Genomic DNA, 17,082 nt, shown 5'->3' with positions numbered 1-17,082 from the left:
CCTGATACTGTTTTTTCTGATGTCCTACGATTACGACGTTCTCGTCATTGGCGCGGGCAGTGCCGGGCTGTCGGCGGCGCTCACGCTAGGGCGCTGCCTGCGCCGGGTGCTGCTGGCCGATGGCGGACCCCCGCGCAACGAGTGCTCACCGGGCGTACACGGTTTTCTCACCCGTGACGGCATCCGGCCAGCCGAGCTGCTGCGCATCGGGCAGGAGCAGCTGCAGCCCTACGATACGGTGGAGGTTCAGGGTTTGAAAATCGAAACCCTTGCTCGACAGGGCAAAGGCTTTCGGGCTACCGGCCACGGCACCGCCGACGATGCCTTGGTTGAGGTGACGGCCCGGCGGGTGCTGCTGGCCACTGGCGTGTCCGATGTTCTGCCGGCCTTGCCGGGGTTTCGCGAGCTGTGGGGGCGGGGGGTGTTGCACTGCCCGTATTGCCACGGCTGGGAAGTGCGCGACCAGCCCCTGGCCGTGTACGGGCAGGGTAGTACCGTGACGGGGCTAGCGCTGCTGGTGAGCCGCTGGAGCCGCGATGTGATAGTAGTGACTGATGGCCCCGGCCACCTCACGCCCAATGCCCGCCGCCGCCTGCGCCGCGAAAAAATCAGCATTCGCGAAGAGGCCGTGGTGCGGCTCATCGGCTCGCCGGCCCGCGACCTGCGCTGCATCGAGTTTGCCAACGGCGACCTGCTGGAGCGGGCCGCCTTGTTTCTACACGCGCCCCAGCACCAGCGCAGCCCCCTGGCCGCCGACCTGGGGGCGCGCCTCACCAGCAAGGGAGCCGTCTGGGTCGATTCGGGACTGCGCACCTCCATTCCCGGCCTGTACGCGGCCGGCGATACCACGCCCGGTACCCAACAGGCCCTGCTGGCCGCCGCCGATGGTAACCGGGCCGCCATCATCATCAACGAAAACCTGACCCGCGAGGAGTGCCCGCGGTAGCGGCTTAAGTTGTTAGTCATTAACTCTACTTTGGCAAGTCATAACCGGCTGCTTGCAGCGGCTTCCAATACCGCTGTTTTCACCGCAGAAGACGCAGAAGGTTTCGCAGAAGAGTCGCAGAAGAACGGCCTCTGCGTTTCTTCTGCGACTCTTCTGCGTCTTCTGCGGTGAAAACACGCTAACCTGCCAAAGTAGAGTTAAGCAGTCGTTCAAAAGTAAATGAGTTGTCAGTTGCTTTTGAATGACTACTCAGTCGCCAGCTTTTGCTTGCTCTTTGGTCAACTGAGCCAGCATGTTCAGCGCCGCCCGCGCCCGGGTTTTCACCGTAGCCAGCGGAATGCCCAGCTCCTCGGCGGTTTCTACCTGGGTGCAGCCGCCGAAATACAGCAGGTCGATTACCTCGCGTTGGCGGGGCTTGAGCTTGAGCGTCAGCTCGCGCAGGCCGATGTGGTCGGGGTTGAAGGTGGCCGGGGCCATTGCCTGGCTGACGCCGCCGGTTTCCAACGGCTTGTTGCGACTGTGGAAGCGGTAGCGCGGACTCCGCAGAGCGTCAATGGCCTGGTTGCAGCACACGCGCACCATCCAGGTAAAGAGGCGGCCGCGTTCGGGCGCGTAGCTCTCAATGCTGAGCCACACCTTGAGCAGGCCCTCCTGCAATATATCCTGGGCCAGGGCTTCGTCGCGCACCAGCCGCATTAGTACCGCCAGGATATTTTTGGCGTAGCGGTCGTGCAACAGGCGTAGTGCTTGCTCGTCGCGGGCCAGCAGGCGCTGCACAAGCACTTCTTCGTCCGTCGCCGTGAGCAATGCCGGAGCTGAATTCATACATGGAAAGGATGTAGTAACAGGCTCCTGGCAATTCGGCAAAGGCCACTAGCGCGGTTAGCTGGATAAAGGATGGATGGAAAAAAATAGTAAAAAGTTATAATACGCAGGTTGGTAAATAAGGGACGTCGGATTGGTAATAGCTCGAAAATCTACGGAAGGGACTGGCGGGCGGTTTGTATCAGGAGCCGCCACGAAAGTGGAAGGAAAGAAAATCAAACCCGGAAGGGCCCCAAACCAGTTACTACGAGGCAGGGAAGGGCACCACGCCGCTTCCCATACCCACAGCCCCGGTGGGGCCGGCCGCTCATCGTGCCGGCCCGGCCCCGCGCAAACCCCAGCCCTCCAAAAATCTATGCCCCATACCATTCTCGCCCTGCACTACTGGGCCGGCGCTGGTCGCGAATTTGATGCCCTGCGGCCCTTGCTTTCCCCCGATACCGCCTTGCTGGCCCCCGACCTGCCCGGGTTTGGTGGGCAGCCCGCGCCGGCCGGGTTCGACTACTCGGTGCGGGCCTACGCCGATTGGGTGGCCGCCTACGTGGCTCGGCATGCGCTCACCGATTTTACGCTGCTGGGGCATAGCATGGGGGGCAAAATCGCGCTGGCGCTGGCCGCCCGGCAGCCGGCGGGCCTGCGGCGGCTGGTGCTGCTGTCGCCCTCGCCCCCGGCGGGCGAGCCCATGACGGACGACGACCGCGCGGCCGCGCTGGCAGCCTACGGCAAGGCGGCTGAGGCCGAAAAAACGTTTGAGAAAATCACCTGGCAGCCGCTGCCCGCTACCGTCCGGCAGGCCGTTGTGGCCGATAACCTGCGCTGCTCCCAGCCCGCCTGGAACGTGTGGCTCACGACCGGCAGCCGGGAGGATATTTCGGCTCAGCTACCCGGCGTGGCCGTGCCCTGCCACCTGCTGGTGGGCGCGCACGACCACGCCATTACGCCGGCCGCGCAACGCGCGCAGACCCTGCCGCGCCTGCCGGCCGGTACCGCCTGCCAGGTGGTAGCGGCCGGCCACTTGCTGCCGCTGGAGGTGCCCGAGCTCATCGCCGGGTTGGTGGGGTAAGCAGTCGTTCAAAAGTAAATGGGTTGTCAGTTGCTCGTTGCTTGTTGTTAGTCAGGTGATTGCCGGTCTGCTAACAACTGTCAACTACGTACTGGTGCCGAAGTAACCGTATTCGAGTCGGGCCTGCCGGTCTGACCGCCCTAGGCGGTCTGACCGGTTGAAGCACCAACGATTTCGGTCCAACGACAACCGGTCGGACCGCCTGGGGCGGTCGGACCGGGGCATACGCTTGCTTCTGCACGGGTGCTTAATAATCAACAACTTAAATAGCGGGTAAAGCCCGAGCTCGCGGCTGGCTTATTCCAGCGCGCGGCTCCGGAACAGCAGGTAGCCCAGGTGCCCGTAGATGCCGAACCGCTCGGAAGCGTCGTCGTAGAACCGGCCCTGGAGGGCTACGGGGCCCACCGGCGACTGAAAAATCAGGCCGGTGCTGGCCGTGAGGCGGGGCCGGTCGAAACCCGATTGGCGCACGGCCACCTGCAGGTCGCCCTGGCGCAGGGGCTGGGCATTGACGTGAACAAAGACTTCGGTGCGCCACTCCAGCTTGTTGAGGAAAGGCTGGGTGTAGCGCAGGCCCACCGCGGCGTAGCGGGAGGAGCGGTAAGCATCCATAAACAGGGTGCGCGAGTCGGGCAGGGGCGCAAATACGGGCGCGGTGGTTTGCGAAGAGCGGTAGTTCGAAAACGTGCCCTGCGAGCTCACCATCAGCTCGGCGAAATAGCCCCAGGCGTGGCGTTCTTTTTTGAAGCCAAAATAGCGCTCCACGGTGGCCCGAAACTGCAGCCACTCGTGCCGCCGCGAGCTGCCATCCTGCTGCGCCGTGGAGCCCGGCGTGTACGTCGACAAGCCCGTGACGCCGCGCAGGGTGTAAACAAAACGGTGGCCGCTGGTGGCGTACTGCTTGCGGTTGAGGGTGTTGCGGGCCAGGCGCAGGGCGGCCGTCGCGCCCCGGAAAACGGTGGCATCGAGCACGTCGGCCGAGTTTATCTCACTCGAATTGGTGTACTCGTCTTTGGTTACGAAGGTGGCCACATCGAGCAGCAGCCGGCTGCGGTAGTTGGGGCTGATGCCGAGCTGCGCCCCGAGCTTGGTGTCCTGCTGCCGCACCTGGGTGTTGAGTACGTTGCGGCCAAGTACGCCGCCCGTGTTCTGAAAATCCCACTGATTGTAGGTCACTTCCGGCTCGATGAAATAGGGCAGCCTGGCCGGCACGTTGATGCGGAACGAGCCGTGCGCCCCGTTGTAGAAGCGGCCCAGGCTCACATCGGCCGAAGCCGTGTAGAGCAGGCGGCGCAGGTAGCGGTATTCCAGGCCAAAATACAGGTTGTCGATGGGGCGGTTGCTGAGCACAAACCCGGCTTCGGTGCTCACGTTGTTGTTGCGCCGGGCATCCACGCTGAATATGTAGCCCTTGCGCTCGGCATCGTAGCGAATGCGCGGGTAGATGTTCTTAAAAAAGTCGTCGGAGGCCAGGCGGTAGTACCCTTCCTCAATGTCATCGAGCGAGTAGTCGCGGCCCGAGCGGCGGAAGAAGCGCGCCGCGTACTCGTTCTGGTCGGGTCGCAGGCCGTTCACTCTCACCTCAATAAAGCGCGGCTTGGGGGCCAGCGCCTGGAAGGCCAGCCGGCGCTTCTGCAAATCCGTCGAATCGACGCGGCGGCCGATGCGCTGCTTTATTTTATCCATGCTGCGCCGCGCCGCCGTGTCGCCTTCCGCGATAAAGTCCTTCACCCGGTCGAAGTCGCCCACGCCCATCCCTTCCAAATCGGGCTGAATGTAGATGCCGTCTTTGCCTACGCTCAGGGTGTCGGCCACGCTGGTGCCCAGAAAGGCCACGGTGCTGCCCAGCAGGGCATCGTCGTTTTTGGGGTACTTCTTCATGGCCACATCGCCCACATTCACCCCGATGATGATGTCCGGAGTGAAGGTTTTCTTCATCGTGCCGGTGGGGAAGTTGTCGTACACCGCGCCGTCGTAGTAGTACTTACCGTCGAGGTTGCGAATGGGCCGGAACGCCAGCGGAAACGACATGGAGTTGCGAATGGCGTCGGAAAGCGCGCCCTTTTTCTGCTCCACTACCTGGCGGGTAAATACCTCGGAGGCCATGCAGCGGAAGGGCACGAACAGCTTGTCGAAGTCGTACTGCGCGCTGGCCGAGGCCGGGGCCAGCAGTCGGGCCAGGGCCAGGTTCAGGTTCAGGTCGTTCACCAGGTTGGTACTGATGCGGGCCTGAAACGTGGAGTCGATGGCAATGCCCAGGCGCAGGGCCGAGGGCGAAGGCTCCGCCGTGAGAAAGTTGAACGTCTTGCTTTCCAGCGGCTCGCCCGAAGTCCAGTTCTGAAACTCGGGGCTGAGCACAATCTGCTCGATTTCCTGCGGCGAGTAGCCCGCCGCGTACATGCCGCCCACCACCGCGCCCATGCTCGTGCCCACGATGTAGTCGATGGGAATGTGGTTTTTCTCCAGCTGCTTCAGCACCCCGATGTGAGCCAGTCCTTTGGCCCCGCCACCGCTGAGCACCAGGCCCACTTTCTGGGCGTGGGCAGGCAAGAAAGCAGCGCCGGCCAGCAGCACCGCCAGCAGTATTCGAGAGCAGAATAGGGTCATATAGATGCAGGAAACAGGTTGGTCCAGGCGTGGCCTTATTGCGGCTGGTACGCCGCGCCGGGCTGTGGGGTTTTTTGGCGGTCGAAAGTAATAGTCCTCATGCCTGCCAGCCGCAGCGGGGGCTCACCATTTTTTGAAGATGACATACACGGCCGTCACCAGTAGCGCGAAGCCCGCTACGTGGTTCCAGCCCAGCTTATCGGTTTTAAACACGAACACCGCGCACAGCGTGAACACCGTGAGGGTGATGACTTCCTGGATAACCTTGAGCTGAAACAGGCTGAACGGACCACCATTCCCTTCAAACCCCAGCCGGTTGGCCGGCACCTGGAAGATGTACTCGAACAGCGCCAGCCCCCAACTCACCATGATGACGCCAAAAATGCCCAGTTCGGCAAACCAGGCCATTTTCTTGAACAGGTGCAGGTGCCCGTACCAGGCAAACGTCATGAACAGGTTGGAGATGGTGAGCAGGACCAGCGAATAAATGCCTTTCATCGAAACAGGAGGCGATGATTGACGCATGATAAGAACGGCACGCGGCGCTTGTCCGGGCGTGGCGTTATTTTGTTGTCCTTATTCTTCAGCTCGCTCTTGTATGGCTACTCTGGACCCCGGTATCGGCGAGAAATTCTCGCGCCGCACCAAGCGCGCTATCAATCACGACGGTACGTTCAATGTGCGGCGGCGGGGCGGCCCCCACCGGCACGACTCCTACCAGTGGCTTATTCAGATGCAGTGGTGGCCGTTTATCGGCGTGGTGGTGGCGTTTTTTACGGTGCTGAACGTGGCCTTCGCCGGGGCCTACCTGGTGCTCGGGCTCGACGACCTGCCCGGCGTGGCCGCCCCGCGCGGCTGGTGGCAGGATTTTCTGAGCGCGCTCTTCTTCTCGATTCAAACCTTCACGTCCGTCGGCTACGGGCACGTCTATCCGGGCAGCAACGGCAGCGGTTTCATCAGCAGCGTGGAGGCGCTGGTGGGCGTGCTCACGTTTGCGCTGGCCACGGGCCTGCTGTATGGGCGGTTTTCGCGGCCCACGGCCCGCATTCACTTCAGCCACACGGCCATCATCAGCCGGCGGCCCGATGGCACACCCTGCCTGCAGTTTCGCATCGCCAACCAGCGCAACAACACGCTTATCAACCTGCAAGCCCGCGTCCTGCTCAAAACCATCGACCCCGGCACCAATAACCAAACCTACGCTTTCCTGCCGCTCGAACGCAGCGAGGTCAGCTTCTTTCCGCTGAGCTGGACCATCGTGCACGACATCACCCCCGAAAGCCCGCTCCACGCGCGCACGGCCGAAGATTATGCCCGCCTCGACGTGGAAATCCTCATTCAGCTCAAAGGCTACGACGACACCTTTGCCCAGGAGGTGCACGCCCGCAACTCCTACACCCACGACGAGATAGAGTGGCACCGCCGCTTCATCCGCGCCTACGAAGTAGACGACGACGGCATCGCCGTGCTCGATTTAGACCAGCTGCACCTGACCGAGTCGCTGGGGTAATTGTCTGTCATGGCGAGGAGGTACGACGAAGCAATCCGTCCTGTAAAAGCGACCAACCCTGAGATGTGACCAGCCCCTGCTTTGCGTAGTGAAAAGCCTTGACACCGCCCCACAACAACGCTTGTCATGACTCAGGGCTGGTCGCTAAGAACAGGACGGATTGCCACGGCCTGTGGCCTCGCAATGACAAGTTTCACCCATCACTCATCGTGGCCCGGGGCGGCCACTACCGGGGCTACGGCCGTTTCTTTGGCTTCACGCGCCAGCCGCTGTTGCTCGCTTTCGGAAGGCGTATACTGAATCTGGCGCAAATCGGGCGAGCCGCCGTCTACCCAGCAGGTGAACCAGAAGTTGCCGATGAGGGCCGTCGCGTAGCGCATCTGGCGTTCCACCTGCCCATTGAGTTTGGCGTGGTAGGCCTTGCTGAACTCGCGCGAGTAGGCCCGCACCGTCTGGCTGCCGCGCTGCTCGTAGCCGAATTTCTGGTCCTCGGCAAACTCCTTCGTGACCTGCTTTTCGAATAGCAAAACCGAGTCCACGGCCGCGTGCGAGCGGATAACGGCCGCCCAGATGGCGTCCGTCGCGTTGGGCAGGTACTGCGCCTTGCCGCTGAACAGGTCGTAGTCGGCGCTGAGCAGCTCGGGCAGCCGCGATTCCCACAGCCCGTGGATGCCGCGCTGGCCGGTGAGCTGGCCGTTGTAGTTGCGGGTAGTGTGCAGCGGCACGCAGGCATCGGCGATGTAGTGGCCCATATCGGCCGAGAGGCGCAGAATGCGGTCGGTATCCTTGGCCTTGAAGGCGGCCGTGAGCTGGTTTTTCATCGTCACCACGTTCCAGGGCACAATGCCGTGGCGCAGCAGCGAGTCCTCACCGTAGCGGGCCACGGCATCGGCGTACTTGCGCGGCAGCTTGTATTCGGCGCTATCGCCGTAGCGGTCCACGTCGAGAAAGTGCTTGGGAGCTTCGCCGGGCACCACCGTGCGGCGCGAGTCGGGCCGGGTGGCGTTCACGGTCAGGTAGTCAATATTGGCCTTGTAAAAGCCGAACATGCCCGGCGGCAGCGTGTACACGGCCAGCCGGTTCAGCAGCCGGTGGCCAAAGAAGCCCCACGCGTGGGCCTGGCGGGCCACCAATAGCAGCGGCAAACAAATCAGGAGCAGGTAGCCGTATTTTTTCACGATGAAAAGGTACGCGGCTGGTGATAAATCCCACGCTTCCTCATCCCGTTTTCAGGCTAACATTTCTTGATAAGTAGGTCGGGTAAATTACTTTGCAATAAAAAAGAACGTCATGCTGAGCGCAGTCGAAGCATCTCTACCGCTTCAGTAGGGCCGTTCAGCGAAGCGGTAGAGATGCTTCGACGGGCTCAGCATGACGTGCTGATAAGTCAAACTAATTCCCACGACCTACTTATAGCAGCTAAAACGAAAAAAAACCGGCATACCACAGCGGGTATGCCAGTTTTTAGGTCCTATCAATTTCCTGTCGAATAGGCCGCCCTATCGCCGCCGGCCCTCGCCCGCGAACTTCATGCGGTAGTCGTGCTTCACGTCGCCCTTGCTGATGCGGGCCAGCTTGCCCTTCAGCAGCTGCTTTTTGAAGGCGGAAAGCTTGTCGGTAAACAGTACGCCTTCGAGGTGGTCGTACTCGTGCTGAATGACGCGGGCGGCCATGCCCGAAAAGGCCTCTTCGTGCACCTGGCGGTTTTCGTCCTCGTAGCGCAGCACGATGTCAGCGTGGCGGTTCACGAGCTCGCGCACGCCGGGAATGCTCAGGCAGCCTTCCTCGAAGCCCCACTGCTCGCCGGTTTCGCTCACCATCACCGGGTTGATGAAGGCGCGCTTGATACCGGCCTCGGGCGTTTCGCCTTCTGCCAGCTCGGCCAGGTCTTCTTCGTCCAATTCCACCATCGGCCCCGAATCCATCACGAACAGGCGCACGCCCTTGCCAATCTGGGGGGCGGCCAGGCCCACGCCGTGGGCGTAGTACATGGTTTCGAACATGTCGGCCACCAATTGCTGCAGGTCGGCGGCGGGCAGGTCGGCGGGTAGATTTTTGGCTTTGGTTTTCAGCACGGGGTCGCCGATGGCGACAATGGAGTAAATCATTTTTTTAACGGTTAATAATTAGTGGTTAGTGTTTAATGCGTAAATAAGTAGTCAATAATTTACCACTAATCATTAACCGCTAACCATTAATTTCAGACTTCCCGCATGAGCGGCGATTCGAGAAAAGATTGCAGAATAATAGTGGCGCTGATGCGGTCGACGGTGGCTTTGTCGCGGCGGGCTTTCTGGCCCAGGCCGCCGGCCAGCATGGTGGCGTGGGCCATGCGGGAGGTAAACCGCTCGTCGAGCTCATGAATGGGCAGCTCGGGCAGGGCCCGGCGCAGGGTGCGCAGCAGCCCCACCACGGCGCTGGTCACGTCGGTGGGCTCATTGAGTAGCGTGCGCGGCATGCCCACTACGATGGCCCGCAACGGCTCGCGCTGGTGGTAGGCCAGCACGTAGGCCACCAAATCCTTGCTGTGAATGGTTTCGAGCGGTGAGGCAATCATGCCCAGCGGGTCGGTCACGGCCAGGCCCACGCGTTTGTTTCCGTAGTCGATGGCGAGGATGCGGGGCATGGGTAGGGGCGGGGCAAGGGGCCGGGCACCTTGCCTGGCGGGGCACAAAGATACGGCCGGGCCCGCGCCGGCAGACACGGCCCCGAGGCCCCGGCCAGGGGCTTGCGGCCGCGTTTCGGCCGGCACGGTGCGGCGCTGTGCGGCTGGGTTATGGAAATAATAATTCTGTGGAAAAAATAAAAAATACCCGGAAGTAGGTGTTGCTTTTTAATTCATACCTGAATATTTGCGAGTTAAGATTTAAATAATAACAAGAATAAATTGACATCTGGCCAAAAAGGCGAGCCGGGATTCCTGTGTTCAGGCTGATTTGCCTGGCGCTGGACCAAAACTGCTTTCTAACTGCTCACGTGCCCTTTTTTTCATTTTTCAACCCACTTTTTTCCGCTTTCATGAAAAACATCTTCGCTTCCTTCTTCTTCGTGCTGGCCCTGGCCACCACCTTCGCCGCCCAGGCCCAGACCATCCGCCGCGTGAACAACTCCGGCCTCACCATCGCGGGGGTCAACATCTACACCACCCTGCAGGCTGCCCACGACGCGGCCAGCGCTAACGACATCATCTACCTGGAGCCCACCGATATCTCCTACGGCCCCCTGAACTGCGTCCGGCCGCTCACCATCATCGGCAACGGCTACTTCCTGGACCAGAACCCGGCCTTGCAGCTTGATAAGCGGGACTCTCGGACAGGCGCCGTGACGTTCGCCAACGGCAGCGCCGGCTCGCGCATCACCGGCTGCGTTATTGGCGGGGTTAACATTGCGGCCAACAACATTACGGTGGAGCGAAACCAAATTACTGGCGCTCTTTACGTGGGGTATAACCCCGCCATCGGCTCCGTGGGCGTAAGCAACATTTTCGTTCGCCAGAACTACCTTGCGGGTGGCAACTCAATCATATTTTATCCTGGCAGTACGGTGGCCACCGCCGTCAGCAACGTTATCGTCAATGGCAACATCATCACCGGCAGCGTGAGGACTGACACGGGGCAATACGCCGGCCTCGGTAATATCCTCATTTCCAATAACGTCATTGGTGATTTGGCGGGCGGTAGTGGCAATTCCCTCGAGGTGGATAACTCCGTTATCAAGAATAACGTCCTGACCTTCGCCGGCAGTGGCAGCAGATTCACTCCGCGCAACAACGCCTACACCAACAATATCAGCGGCAACACTGCTTTCGGCACGGCCAACGGCAACCAGCAGAACATTGCTCCTTCGTCCATCTTCGTGGGCGGCACGGCTTCGACCGACGGCGCGTTTCAGCTGCGCACGGGCAGCCCGGCCATCGGCACGGGCGAGAGCGGCACGGACGTGGGCGCCTTCGGTGGCACACTGCCTTATCGCATTGCCGGCATCCCGAACGTGCCCTCGATTTACCAGTTCAACCAATCGGTGTCAGGCAACAGCCTGAACGGCACCATCAGCACGCGGTCCAATAACTAAAGCGGGCGGTGCCTTCGCGGGCACTTTCTGCTGTCTGATAATGGACTTCCTGCGCATGACACGGCACCTCCGGCTAGGACTGGGGCTGCTGCTGGCGGCGGCCGGGGCGATACTCTCGCCCACGCTGCACGCCCAAACCGCGCCCGCTTTCGACCGGGTGGAATATTTCCTCGACTCCGACCCCGGCTTTGGCCTGGGCACGGCCGTGACGCTGCCGGCCACGCCGGGCACCAACCTGGCCGCGCTGCCCTTTTCGCTGAGCCTGGCTGCGGTTACCCCGGGCTTTCATTCCCTGGGCATCCGCTCGCGGGCGGGGGCCAACAACTGGAGCCAGACCCAACGCCAGATTCTGTACAAGGAGCCGGCCACGAGCACGGCCGCCGCGCCGGGCCTGGCGGGCGCCGAGTACTTCATTGACACCGACCCCGGCTACGGCGCGGGCACGGTCATCGCCATCACGGGCGGCGGCACCAACGCGGCGGGCGTGGCCTTCACGGCCAGCCTGGGCAGCGTGGCGCCGGGCTTCCACTCCTTGTCGGTCCGTTCGCGCGATGCCAACGGTGGCTGGAGCCAAACCTACCGCCAGATTTTCTACGTGGAGCCCGTGGCTACGAACGCGCCGCCCGCCAACCTGGCGGCCGTGGAATATTTCGTGGATATCGACCCCGGCTACGGCCTGGGCAGCAGCGCGGCCATCACGGGCGGCGGCACCAACGCCACGGGCGTTGCCTTTTCGGTGGGCCTGGGCTCGCTGGCGGTGGGCTTCCACACCTTGTATTACAGGGTGCGCGACGTGGCGGGCAAGTACAGCCAGACCCAGAACCGGGCGTTCTACGTGGACGACCCCACGGTGGCCGCCATCCCGAACCTGAACAAGGCCGAGTATTACTTTGATACCGACCCCGGCTATGGCCTCGGTGCCAACGTGCCTATTCCCACGCCGGCTACCAACCTCACCAACCTCAACCTGCTGGCCGATGCCAGCGCCCTGACCGACGGCCAGCACCGCCTGTTTGTGCGGGTGCGTGATGCCAGCGGCAGGTGGAGCCAGGTGCTGAGCCGGGCCTTCGCCAAAAGCGGCTGCAACAACTCGCCGAACTTCGCCGCCGGCCAGCCCGCGGCCAGCTACACCGGCAGCGGCATCACGGCTACGGCCGTGGAGCAGATGTACAACGGCTCGGCCGTGACGGGGGGTTCTTCCACCTTCTTCAATAACTTCCACGCCCAGGTAGACCTGGGGGCCACCACGCTGCGCACTATCTCGGAAGTGCAGTACGCCTTGCAGAATGTGAACGGCACGGCCGTGAACTACACGGTATTCGTGGAAACGTCGGCCAACCTGAGCACCTGGAGCGTGGTGGACACCTACGCCGCCACGTTGTCCGCCAACCAGACTGCGCCCATAAACGTGACGCGCACCCTGGCCACGGTGCAGAACAACGTGCGGGGTATCCGCCTGCGCATGACGCTGCCCACCGTGGCGCAGGGCATTCGACTGACGAATGCCGGGGTATTCTTCTTCCCCGTCACCTGCCCGGTGCCGGTTATCAGCGGCTTTACGCCCGCCAGCGGGCCGGCCGGCACGGTCGTGACCGTGACGGGGACCAACCTGGACGGGGCCACGGCCGTGACCTTCAACGGCACGGCGGCCGGGGCCATCACCAACAACACGGTGAATGGCTTCACGGTAGCGGCTCCGGCCGGTGGCACCGATGGCCAGATTTGCGTGACCACCCCCGGCGGCACCGCCTGCTCGGCGGCCAGCTACCTCTACCCGCAAGCTATTGCCACGGGCACGATTTCGCCCGGCACCTACTGCACGGGCAGCACCATCACGGTACCCTTCAGCACCAATACGTCGCTCTACGGGGCGGGCAACGCGTTCAACTTCCAGCTCTCGGATGCCAGCGGCGTATTCGCGGCTAACGCGCCGCTGCTGGGCACCCTGCAAAGCATCAGCGCCAACGGCGGCGTGCTCACGGGCATTCTGCCCCAGGCCACCCCGGCCGGCAGCGGCTACCGGGTGCGCGTGGTGGCCAGCAACCCCGCCACCACGGGCACCGACAACGGTGTGAACCTCACGATTAACACCACGCCGGTGAGCCAGGCCACCGGTCCGGCCTCGGTGGCCAACGGGGCAGCCATCGCCCTGGGCGTGACTCCCATCTACACCGGCGCGACCTACGCCTGGTCCGGGCCCGGCGGGTTTACCTCCACGCTGCAAAGCCCCACCACCAGCACCACCACGGCCGGCGTAGCCCGCTACAACCTGACCGTGACGCTGGGCACCTGCACTTCCAGCAGCTTCGTGGACGTGAACGTACTGACCTCGACGGACCCCATTCTGGCCCTGACCACGTTCAGCGGGTCGCTGTGCCTGGGAGCGGCGCGCAGCATCAGCTTCGCGGTGTCGGGCAACCCGTTCCCGGCCGGTAACACCATCACGGCGCAACTCTCGGATGCCAGCGGCTCGTTTGCCGCGCCGGTCGCTATTGGCTCCACCAGTTTTAGCGGGCAGGGCAATGGCTCGCTCACGGCCACTATTCCCGGCACCACGCCGCTGGGCAGCGGCTACCGCATCCGGCTGGTGGGCTCGAACCCGGGCACCATCGTGAGTAACGACAACGGCTCGAACATTATCCTGAACGCCGTGCCGACCGTGGCGGTCACCAGCAACTCGCCGGTGGCGCAGGGCGGCACCATCGTGCTGAACGGCGGCCCGGCCGTGGCTGGCAACGGCTACTCCTGGACGGCGCAGTACACCGCCGGCGGCAGCGCCACGGTGGGCAGCACCCAGAACCTGAGCCTGACCAACGCCACCCCGGCGCAGTCGGGCAACTACACGCTCACCATCACCAACGCCGCCGGCTGCACGGCCTCGGCCACGGTAGCGGTATCGGTGACGCCGACCGTGCCCGTGACCACGCTGGCCCTCACGGCCTTTGCCGGCCCGCTGTGCGCCGGCAGCAGCTTCACGGTGAGCTACACGGCCGGCGGCCCGAGCTTCGGGACTGGCAATACTATCTCGGCGGTGCTCTCGGATGCCGGCGGCTCGTTCGTGGCCAGCACGGTTATCGGGACGGTGAGCACCACGGCCGCCACGGCGGGCTCGTTCAGTGTGACGCTGCCGGCGGGCACGGTGGCCGGCAGCGGCTACCGCATCCGGCTGGAAAGCTCCAGCCCCGTTATTATCAGTAATGATAACGGCTCCAATCTCACTATTACCAACCTGAGCACGGCCTCGGCGGGCTCGAACTCGCCGGTGACGGCCGGCTCATCCATCTCGCTCACGGCTACCGGCATCAGCGGTGCGACCTACGCCTGGACCGGCCCGAACGGCTACACCGCCACCGGCCCGAACCAGAGCATCGGCAGCGCCACGGCGGCCAACGCGGGCCCGTATTCGGTGCTGATTTCGCTGAACGGCTGCTCGACCACGGTAAGCACGACGGTGGTGGTGAACGCGGCCCCCACGGTGGCCAGCATTCAGACCTCGGCCATCACGGGCAGCTACTGCGCGGGCACGCCCATCAGCGTGCCGTTCACGGCCAGCAACTTCACGGCGGGCAACGTGTTCACGGCCCAGCTCTCGAACGCCAGCGGCTCGTTTGGCAGCCCGGTGAGCATCGGTACGCTCACGGGTGTCAGCACGGGGAATATCGCGGGCCTGCTGCCGGCGGGCACGGCGGCCGGCACCGGCTACCGCATCCGGGTGGTGGGCAGCCAGCCCACCACCATCGGGGCCGACAACGGCAGCAACCTGACCATCACGGCGGCCGGGGTCTTCACCTGGCTCGGCACGGTGAGCACCAACTGGTACACCGCCGCCAACTGGAGCTGCAACCAGGTGCCCGACAGCACCAGCACGACCCTGATTCCGGCGGGCATGGGCAACTACCCGGCCCTGAGCACGGCTGCGGTCATTATTCGCAACCTCACGGTGACCAGTGGGGCCACCGTGAGCACCAGCGGCAACCTCCGGCTGAAGGGTAACCTGCTCAACAACGGTACCCTGAACACGGCCAGCGCCAGCCTGTTCTGCGCCGGCACCACCGCCCAGACCCTGGGCGGCAGCGGCCCCCTGCGCTTCCTCAACCTGACGGTGGCCAACCCCGCCGGCGTGACGCTGCAAGCCCCGCTGGGCCTGCGCCGCGTGCTCCGGCTGGCCATCGGCAACCTCGCCTCCAATGGCAACCTGACCCTGGAATCGGACGCCAGCGGCACGGCCATGGTGCTGAACCCGGCCGGGGGCGGCCTCGTGACGGGCGCGGCCACGGCCCAGCGCTACGTGAGCCCGGCCCTGAATGCCGGCCTGGGCTACCGCCACTTCGCCTCGCCGGTGGCGGGGGCTACCGTGGCCGACCTGCGCGGCCCCGGCTTCCCCGCCCCGGTGGTGAATCCGGCCTACAACACGGCTCCCGACCCGTTCGTGGTGACGCCATTCCCCACGGTGTTTACCTACGGAGAGCAGCGCCTGACCACCACCGGCAACAGCACCTTCGACTTCGGCTGGCAGTCGCCGGCTCTGGGCGACCCGCTGGCTGCCGGCCAGGGCTACACCGTGAATCTGGCCCCCGCCACCCTGAGCCTGACCGGCACCCTGCGCACCGGCAACCAGCCCGTGACCCTGACGCGCGGTGCCACCGCCAACTCGGGTTGGCAGCTACTCGGCAACCCCTACCCGGCCCCGCTGAACTGGGATAACCTGGCCCGGCCCACCGGCATGAACAACGCCCTCTACACCTTCCAGAGCAGCGGGCAGTACGCCGGCTCCTACGTGAGCTACGTGAATAACGTGGGCCCGGCCGGGGCCAACCTCGTAGCTTCGGGGCAGGCCTTCTTCGGTCGCGTTGGCCTGCCAGCCACGGTCACGCTCACCTTCACCGACGCGGCCCGCGAAACTGTCTACAGCAGCCCGGTGCAGAACCGGGGCACCGCCGAAACCCGCCCCCTGCTGGAGCTGGAGCTGAAAGCCCCCACGGCCGGCACCCTGCCCGATGTGCTCTACGTGTACCAGGAAGCCGGGGCCACCGCCGCCTTCGACAGCTACTACGATGCCCTCAAGGTCATCCTCAACGGCGGGCAGCAGCCCACGCTCTACCAGCAGGCCGGCCCCGAAAGCCTCAGCATCCAGGGCCTGCCGGTGGGTAATCAGTCGCAGGCGCTGCCCCTGGGCGTGAACGCGCCGACGGCCGGCACCTTCACCTTCACGCCGCAGCGCCTCGACAATTTCCCGCCCGCCACCACGCTCTTCCTCGAAGACCGGCAAACCGGCACCTGGCACAACCTGCGCACCGGGGCCTACACCGCCACCCTGGCCCAGGGCCTGAGTACGGCCCGCTTCGTGCTGCATCTCAACGCGCAGGGCCCCCTGGCTACCACCAACGCCCGGCTCTTTGCTGAAGTGCAGGTGTACCCCAACCCCGTGCCCAACGCGGCCGTGGCGCATGTGATAGTAGCCGGGCAGGCCCCCGCGCTGGCGCAGGCCCAGCTCACGCTGCTCAACAGCCTGGGCCAGCGGGTATACGCCGCCGCGCACCCCACGGCGCAGGCCGGTAGCGTGCGCTTCGACGTGCCCACCACCGGGCTGGCGGCCGGCGTCTACACCGTGCGCGTAACCACCGCCACGGGGACCATCACCCGCAAAATCATGCTCAACTAACCAACCCACTCCTTATGAAACCGAATTCATTTCTTCGTTTGCGTTTCTGGCTGCGGGCCGGGAGCCTGTGGTGGTTTGGCCCGATGCTGGCCGTGGTGCGCGTGCTGGTGCTGGTAGTGCTGGCCGTGGGCCCCGGCTGGGCGCAGCCCGGCAGTGGTGGCCCCGGCCCGGCCGTCGACCCCACGACCATACCACTGGATGGCGGCGTTTCGCTACTTCTGGCCGGGGGCGTGGGCTATGCCCTTAGGCGGCTCCGCCAGCGCCGGGCGGCCTAAGTAACCCAAGTTGCGGAGTAGTTGGAGAGCACAAAAAAAGTCTGCTCGGCAGAGCAGAAGTAGGTTTGAGGTCTCTAACCGCCTCATTCCTACTTTCCCCATGCGCGAACAGACCGTTGCAAT

General features: G+C 63.8%; 12 protein-coding genes. 6 read left to right on the top strand and 6 right to left on the bottom strand.

The window, feature by feature from the left end; genetic code table 11:
* Positions 1 to 19 precede the first annotated feature (19 nt).
* Entirely contained in the window at positions 20 to 946 is a 927-nt protein-coding gene (locus ABD819_RS10745; protein ID WP_345124022.1) for an NAD(P)/FAD-dependent oxidoreductase, read from the top strand.
* Between the two features lie 249 nt (positions 947 to 1,195).
* Here the strand turns inward: ABD819_RS10745 and ABD819_RS10740 are convergent, their stop codons facing one another.
* The gene (locus tag ABD819_RS10740; RefSeq protein ID WP_345124019.1) at positions 1,196 to 1,771 is read right to left on the bottom strand and encodes an RNA polymerase sigma factor; all 576 of its coding nucleotides are present in this window, start codon (positions 1,769 to 1,771) and stop codon (positions 1,196 to 1,198) included.
* A 355-nt stretch (positions 1,772 to 2,126) separates the two neighbouring features.
* Here ABD819_RS10740 and ABD819_RS10735 point away from each other — a divergent pair, with 355 nt between their 5' ends.
* Complete coding sequence (locus ABD819_RS10735; protein WP_345124017.1) at positions 2,127 to 2,834, top strand: alpha/beta fold hydrolase; 708 nt, start codon at positions 2,127 to 2,129, stop codon at positions 2,832 to 2,834.
* A gap of 297 nt (positions 2,835 to 3,131) precedes the next feature.
* Here ABD819_RS10735 and ABD819_RS10730 read toward each other — a convergent pair whose 3' ends face one another.
* The gene (locus ABD819_RS10730) at positions 3,132 to 5,441 is read right to left on the bottom strand and encodes a patatin-like phospholipase family protein (RefSeq protein ID WP_345124015.1); all 2,310 of its coding nucleotides are present in this window, start codon (positions 5,439 to 5,441) and stop codon (positions 3,132 to 3,134) included.
* Between the two features lie 123 nt (positions 5,442 to 5,564).
* Positions 5,565 to 5,939 carry a DMT family protein gene (locus tag ABD819_RS10725; RefSeq protein ID WP_345124013.1) on the bottom strand — a complete coding sequence of 125 codons (375 nt, stop codon included), beginning with the start codon at positions 5,937 to 5,939 and terminating at the stop codon, positions 5,565 to 5,567.
* A gap of 100 nt (positions 5,940 to 6,039) precedes the next feature.
* Here ABD819_RS10725 and ABD819_RS10720 point away from each other — a divergent pair, with 100 nt between their 5' ends.
* On the top strand, positions 6,040 to 6,951 hold the full coding sequence (locus ABD819_RS10720; RefSeq protein WP_345124011.1) for an ion channel: 912 nt from the start codon (positions 6,040 to 6,042) through the stop codon (positions 6,949 to 6,951).
* Positions 6,952 to 7,151: 200 nt separating this feature from the next.
* On the opposite strand, the gene ABD819_RS10715 is transcribed toward ABD819_RS10720, so the two are convergent.
* The 3 genes from ABD819_RS10715 to ruvX all read right to left on the bottom strand — a co-directional run bounded on the left by ABD819_RS10715 (position 7,152) and on the right by ruvX (position 9,577).
* Positions 7,152 to 8,129, bottom strand: coding sequence for a zinc dependent phospholipase C family protein (locus tag ABD819_RS10715; protein WP_345124009.1), 978 nt, complete (start codon positions 8,127 to 8,129; stop codon positions 7,152 to 7,154).
* A gap of 321 nt (positions 8,130 to 8,450) precedes the next feature.
* On the bottom strand, positions 8,451 to 9,059 hold the full coding sequence (gene def, locus ABD819_RS10710) for a peptide deformylase (protein ID WP_345124004.1): 609 nt from the start codon (positions 9,057 to 9,059) through the stop codon (positions 8,451 to 8,453).
* 92 nt (positions 9,060 to 9,151) lie between these two features.
* Complete coding sequence (gene ruvX, locus ABD819_RS10705; protein ID WP_345124002.1) at positions 9,152 to 9,577, bottom strand: Holliday junction resolvase RuvX; 426 nt, start codon at positions 9,575 to 9,577, stop codon at positions 9,152 to 9,154.
* Positions 9,578 to 9,969: 392 nt separating this feature from the next.
* Between ruvX and ABD819_RS10700 the strand changes: the two genes are divergently transcribed.
* The 3 genes from ABD819_RS10700 to mprA are packed head-to-tail and all read left to right on the top strand — an operon-like array spanning position 9,970 to position 16,959.
* Positions 9,970 to 11,022 carry a right-handed parallel beta-helix repeat-containing protein gene (locus tag ABD819_RS10700; RefSeq protein ID WP_345124000.1) on the top strand — a complete coding sequence of 351 codons (1,053 nt, stop codon included), beginning with the start codon at positions 9,970 to 9,972 and terminating at the stop codon, positions 11,020 to 11,022.
* A gap of 55 nt (positions 11,023 to 11,077) precedes the next feature.
* Entirely contained in the window at positions 11,078 to 16,684 is a 5,607-nt protein-coding gene (locus ABD819_RS10695) for a T9SS type A sorting domain-containing protein (RefSeq protein WP_345123998.1), read from the top strand.
* 14 nt (positions 16,685 to 16,698) lie between these two features.
* Positions 16,699 to 16,959, top strand: coding sequence for an MprA protease, GlyGly-CTERM protein-sorting domain-containing form (gene mprA / locus ABD819_RS10690; RefSeq protein WP_345123996.1), 261 nt, complete (start codon positions 16,699 to 16,701; stop codon positions 16,957 to 16,959).
* Positions 16,960 to 17,082: the final 123 nt, after the last annotated feature.

Source organism: Hymenobacter antarcticus (genome assembly GCF_039539545.1).
GTDB classification, from domain to species: domain Bacteria; phylum Bacteroidota; class Bacteroidia; order Cytophagales; family Hymenobacteraceae; genus Hymenobacter; species Hymenobacter antarcticus.
This window is presented reverse-complemented; position numbering and strand designations above follow the sequence as displayed.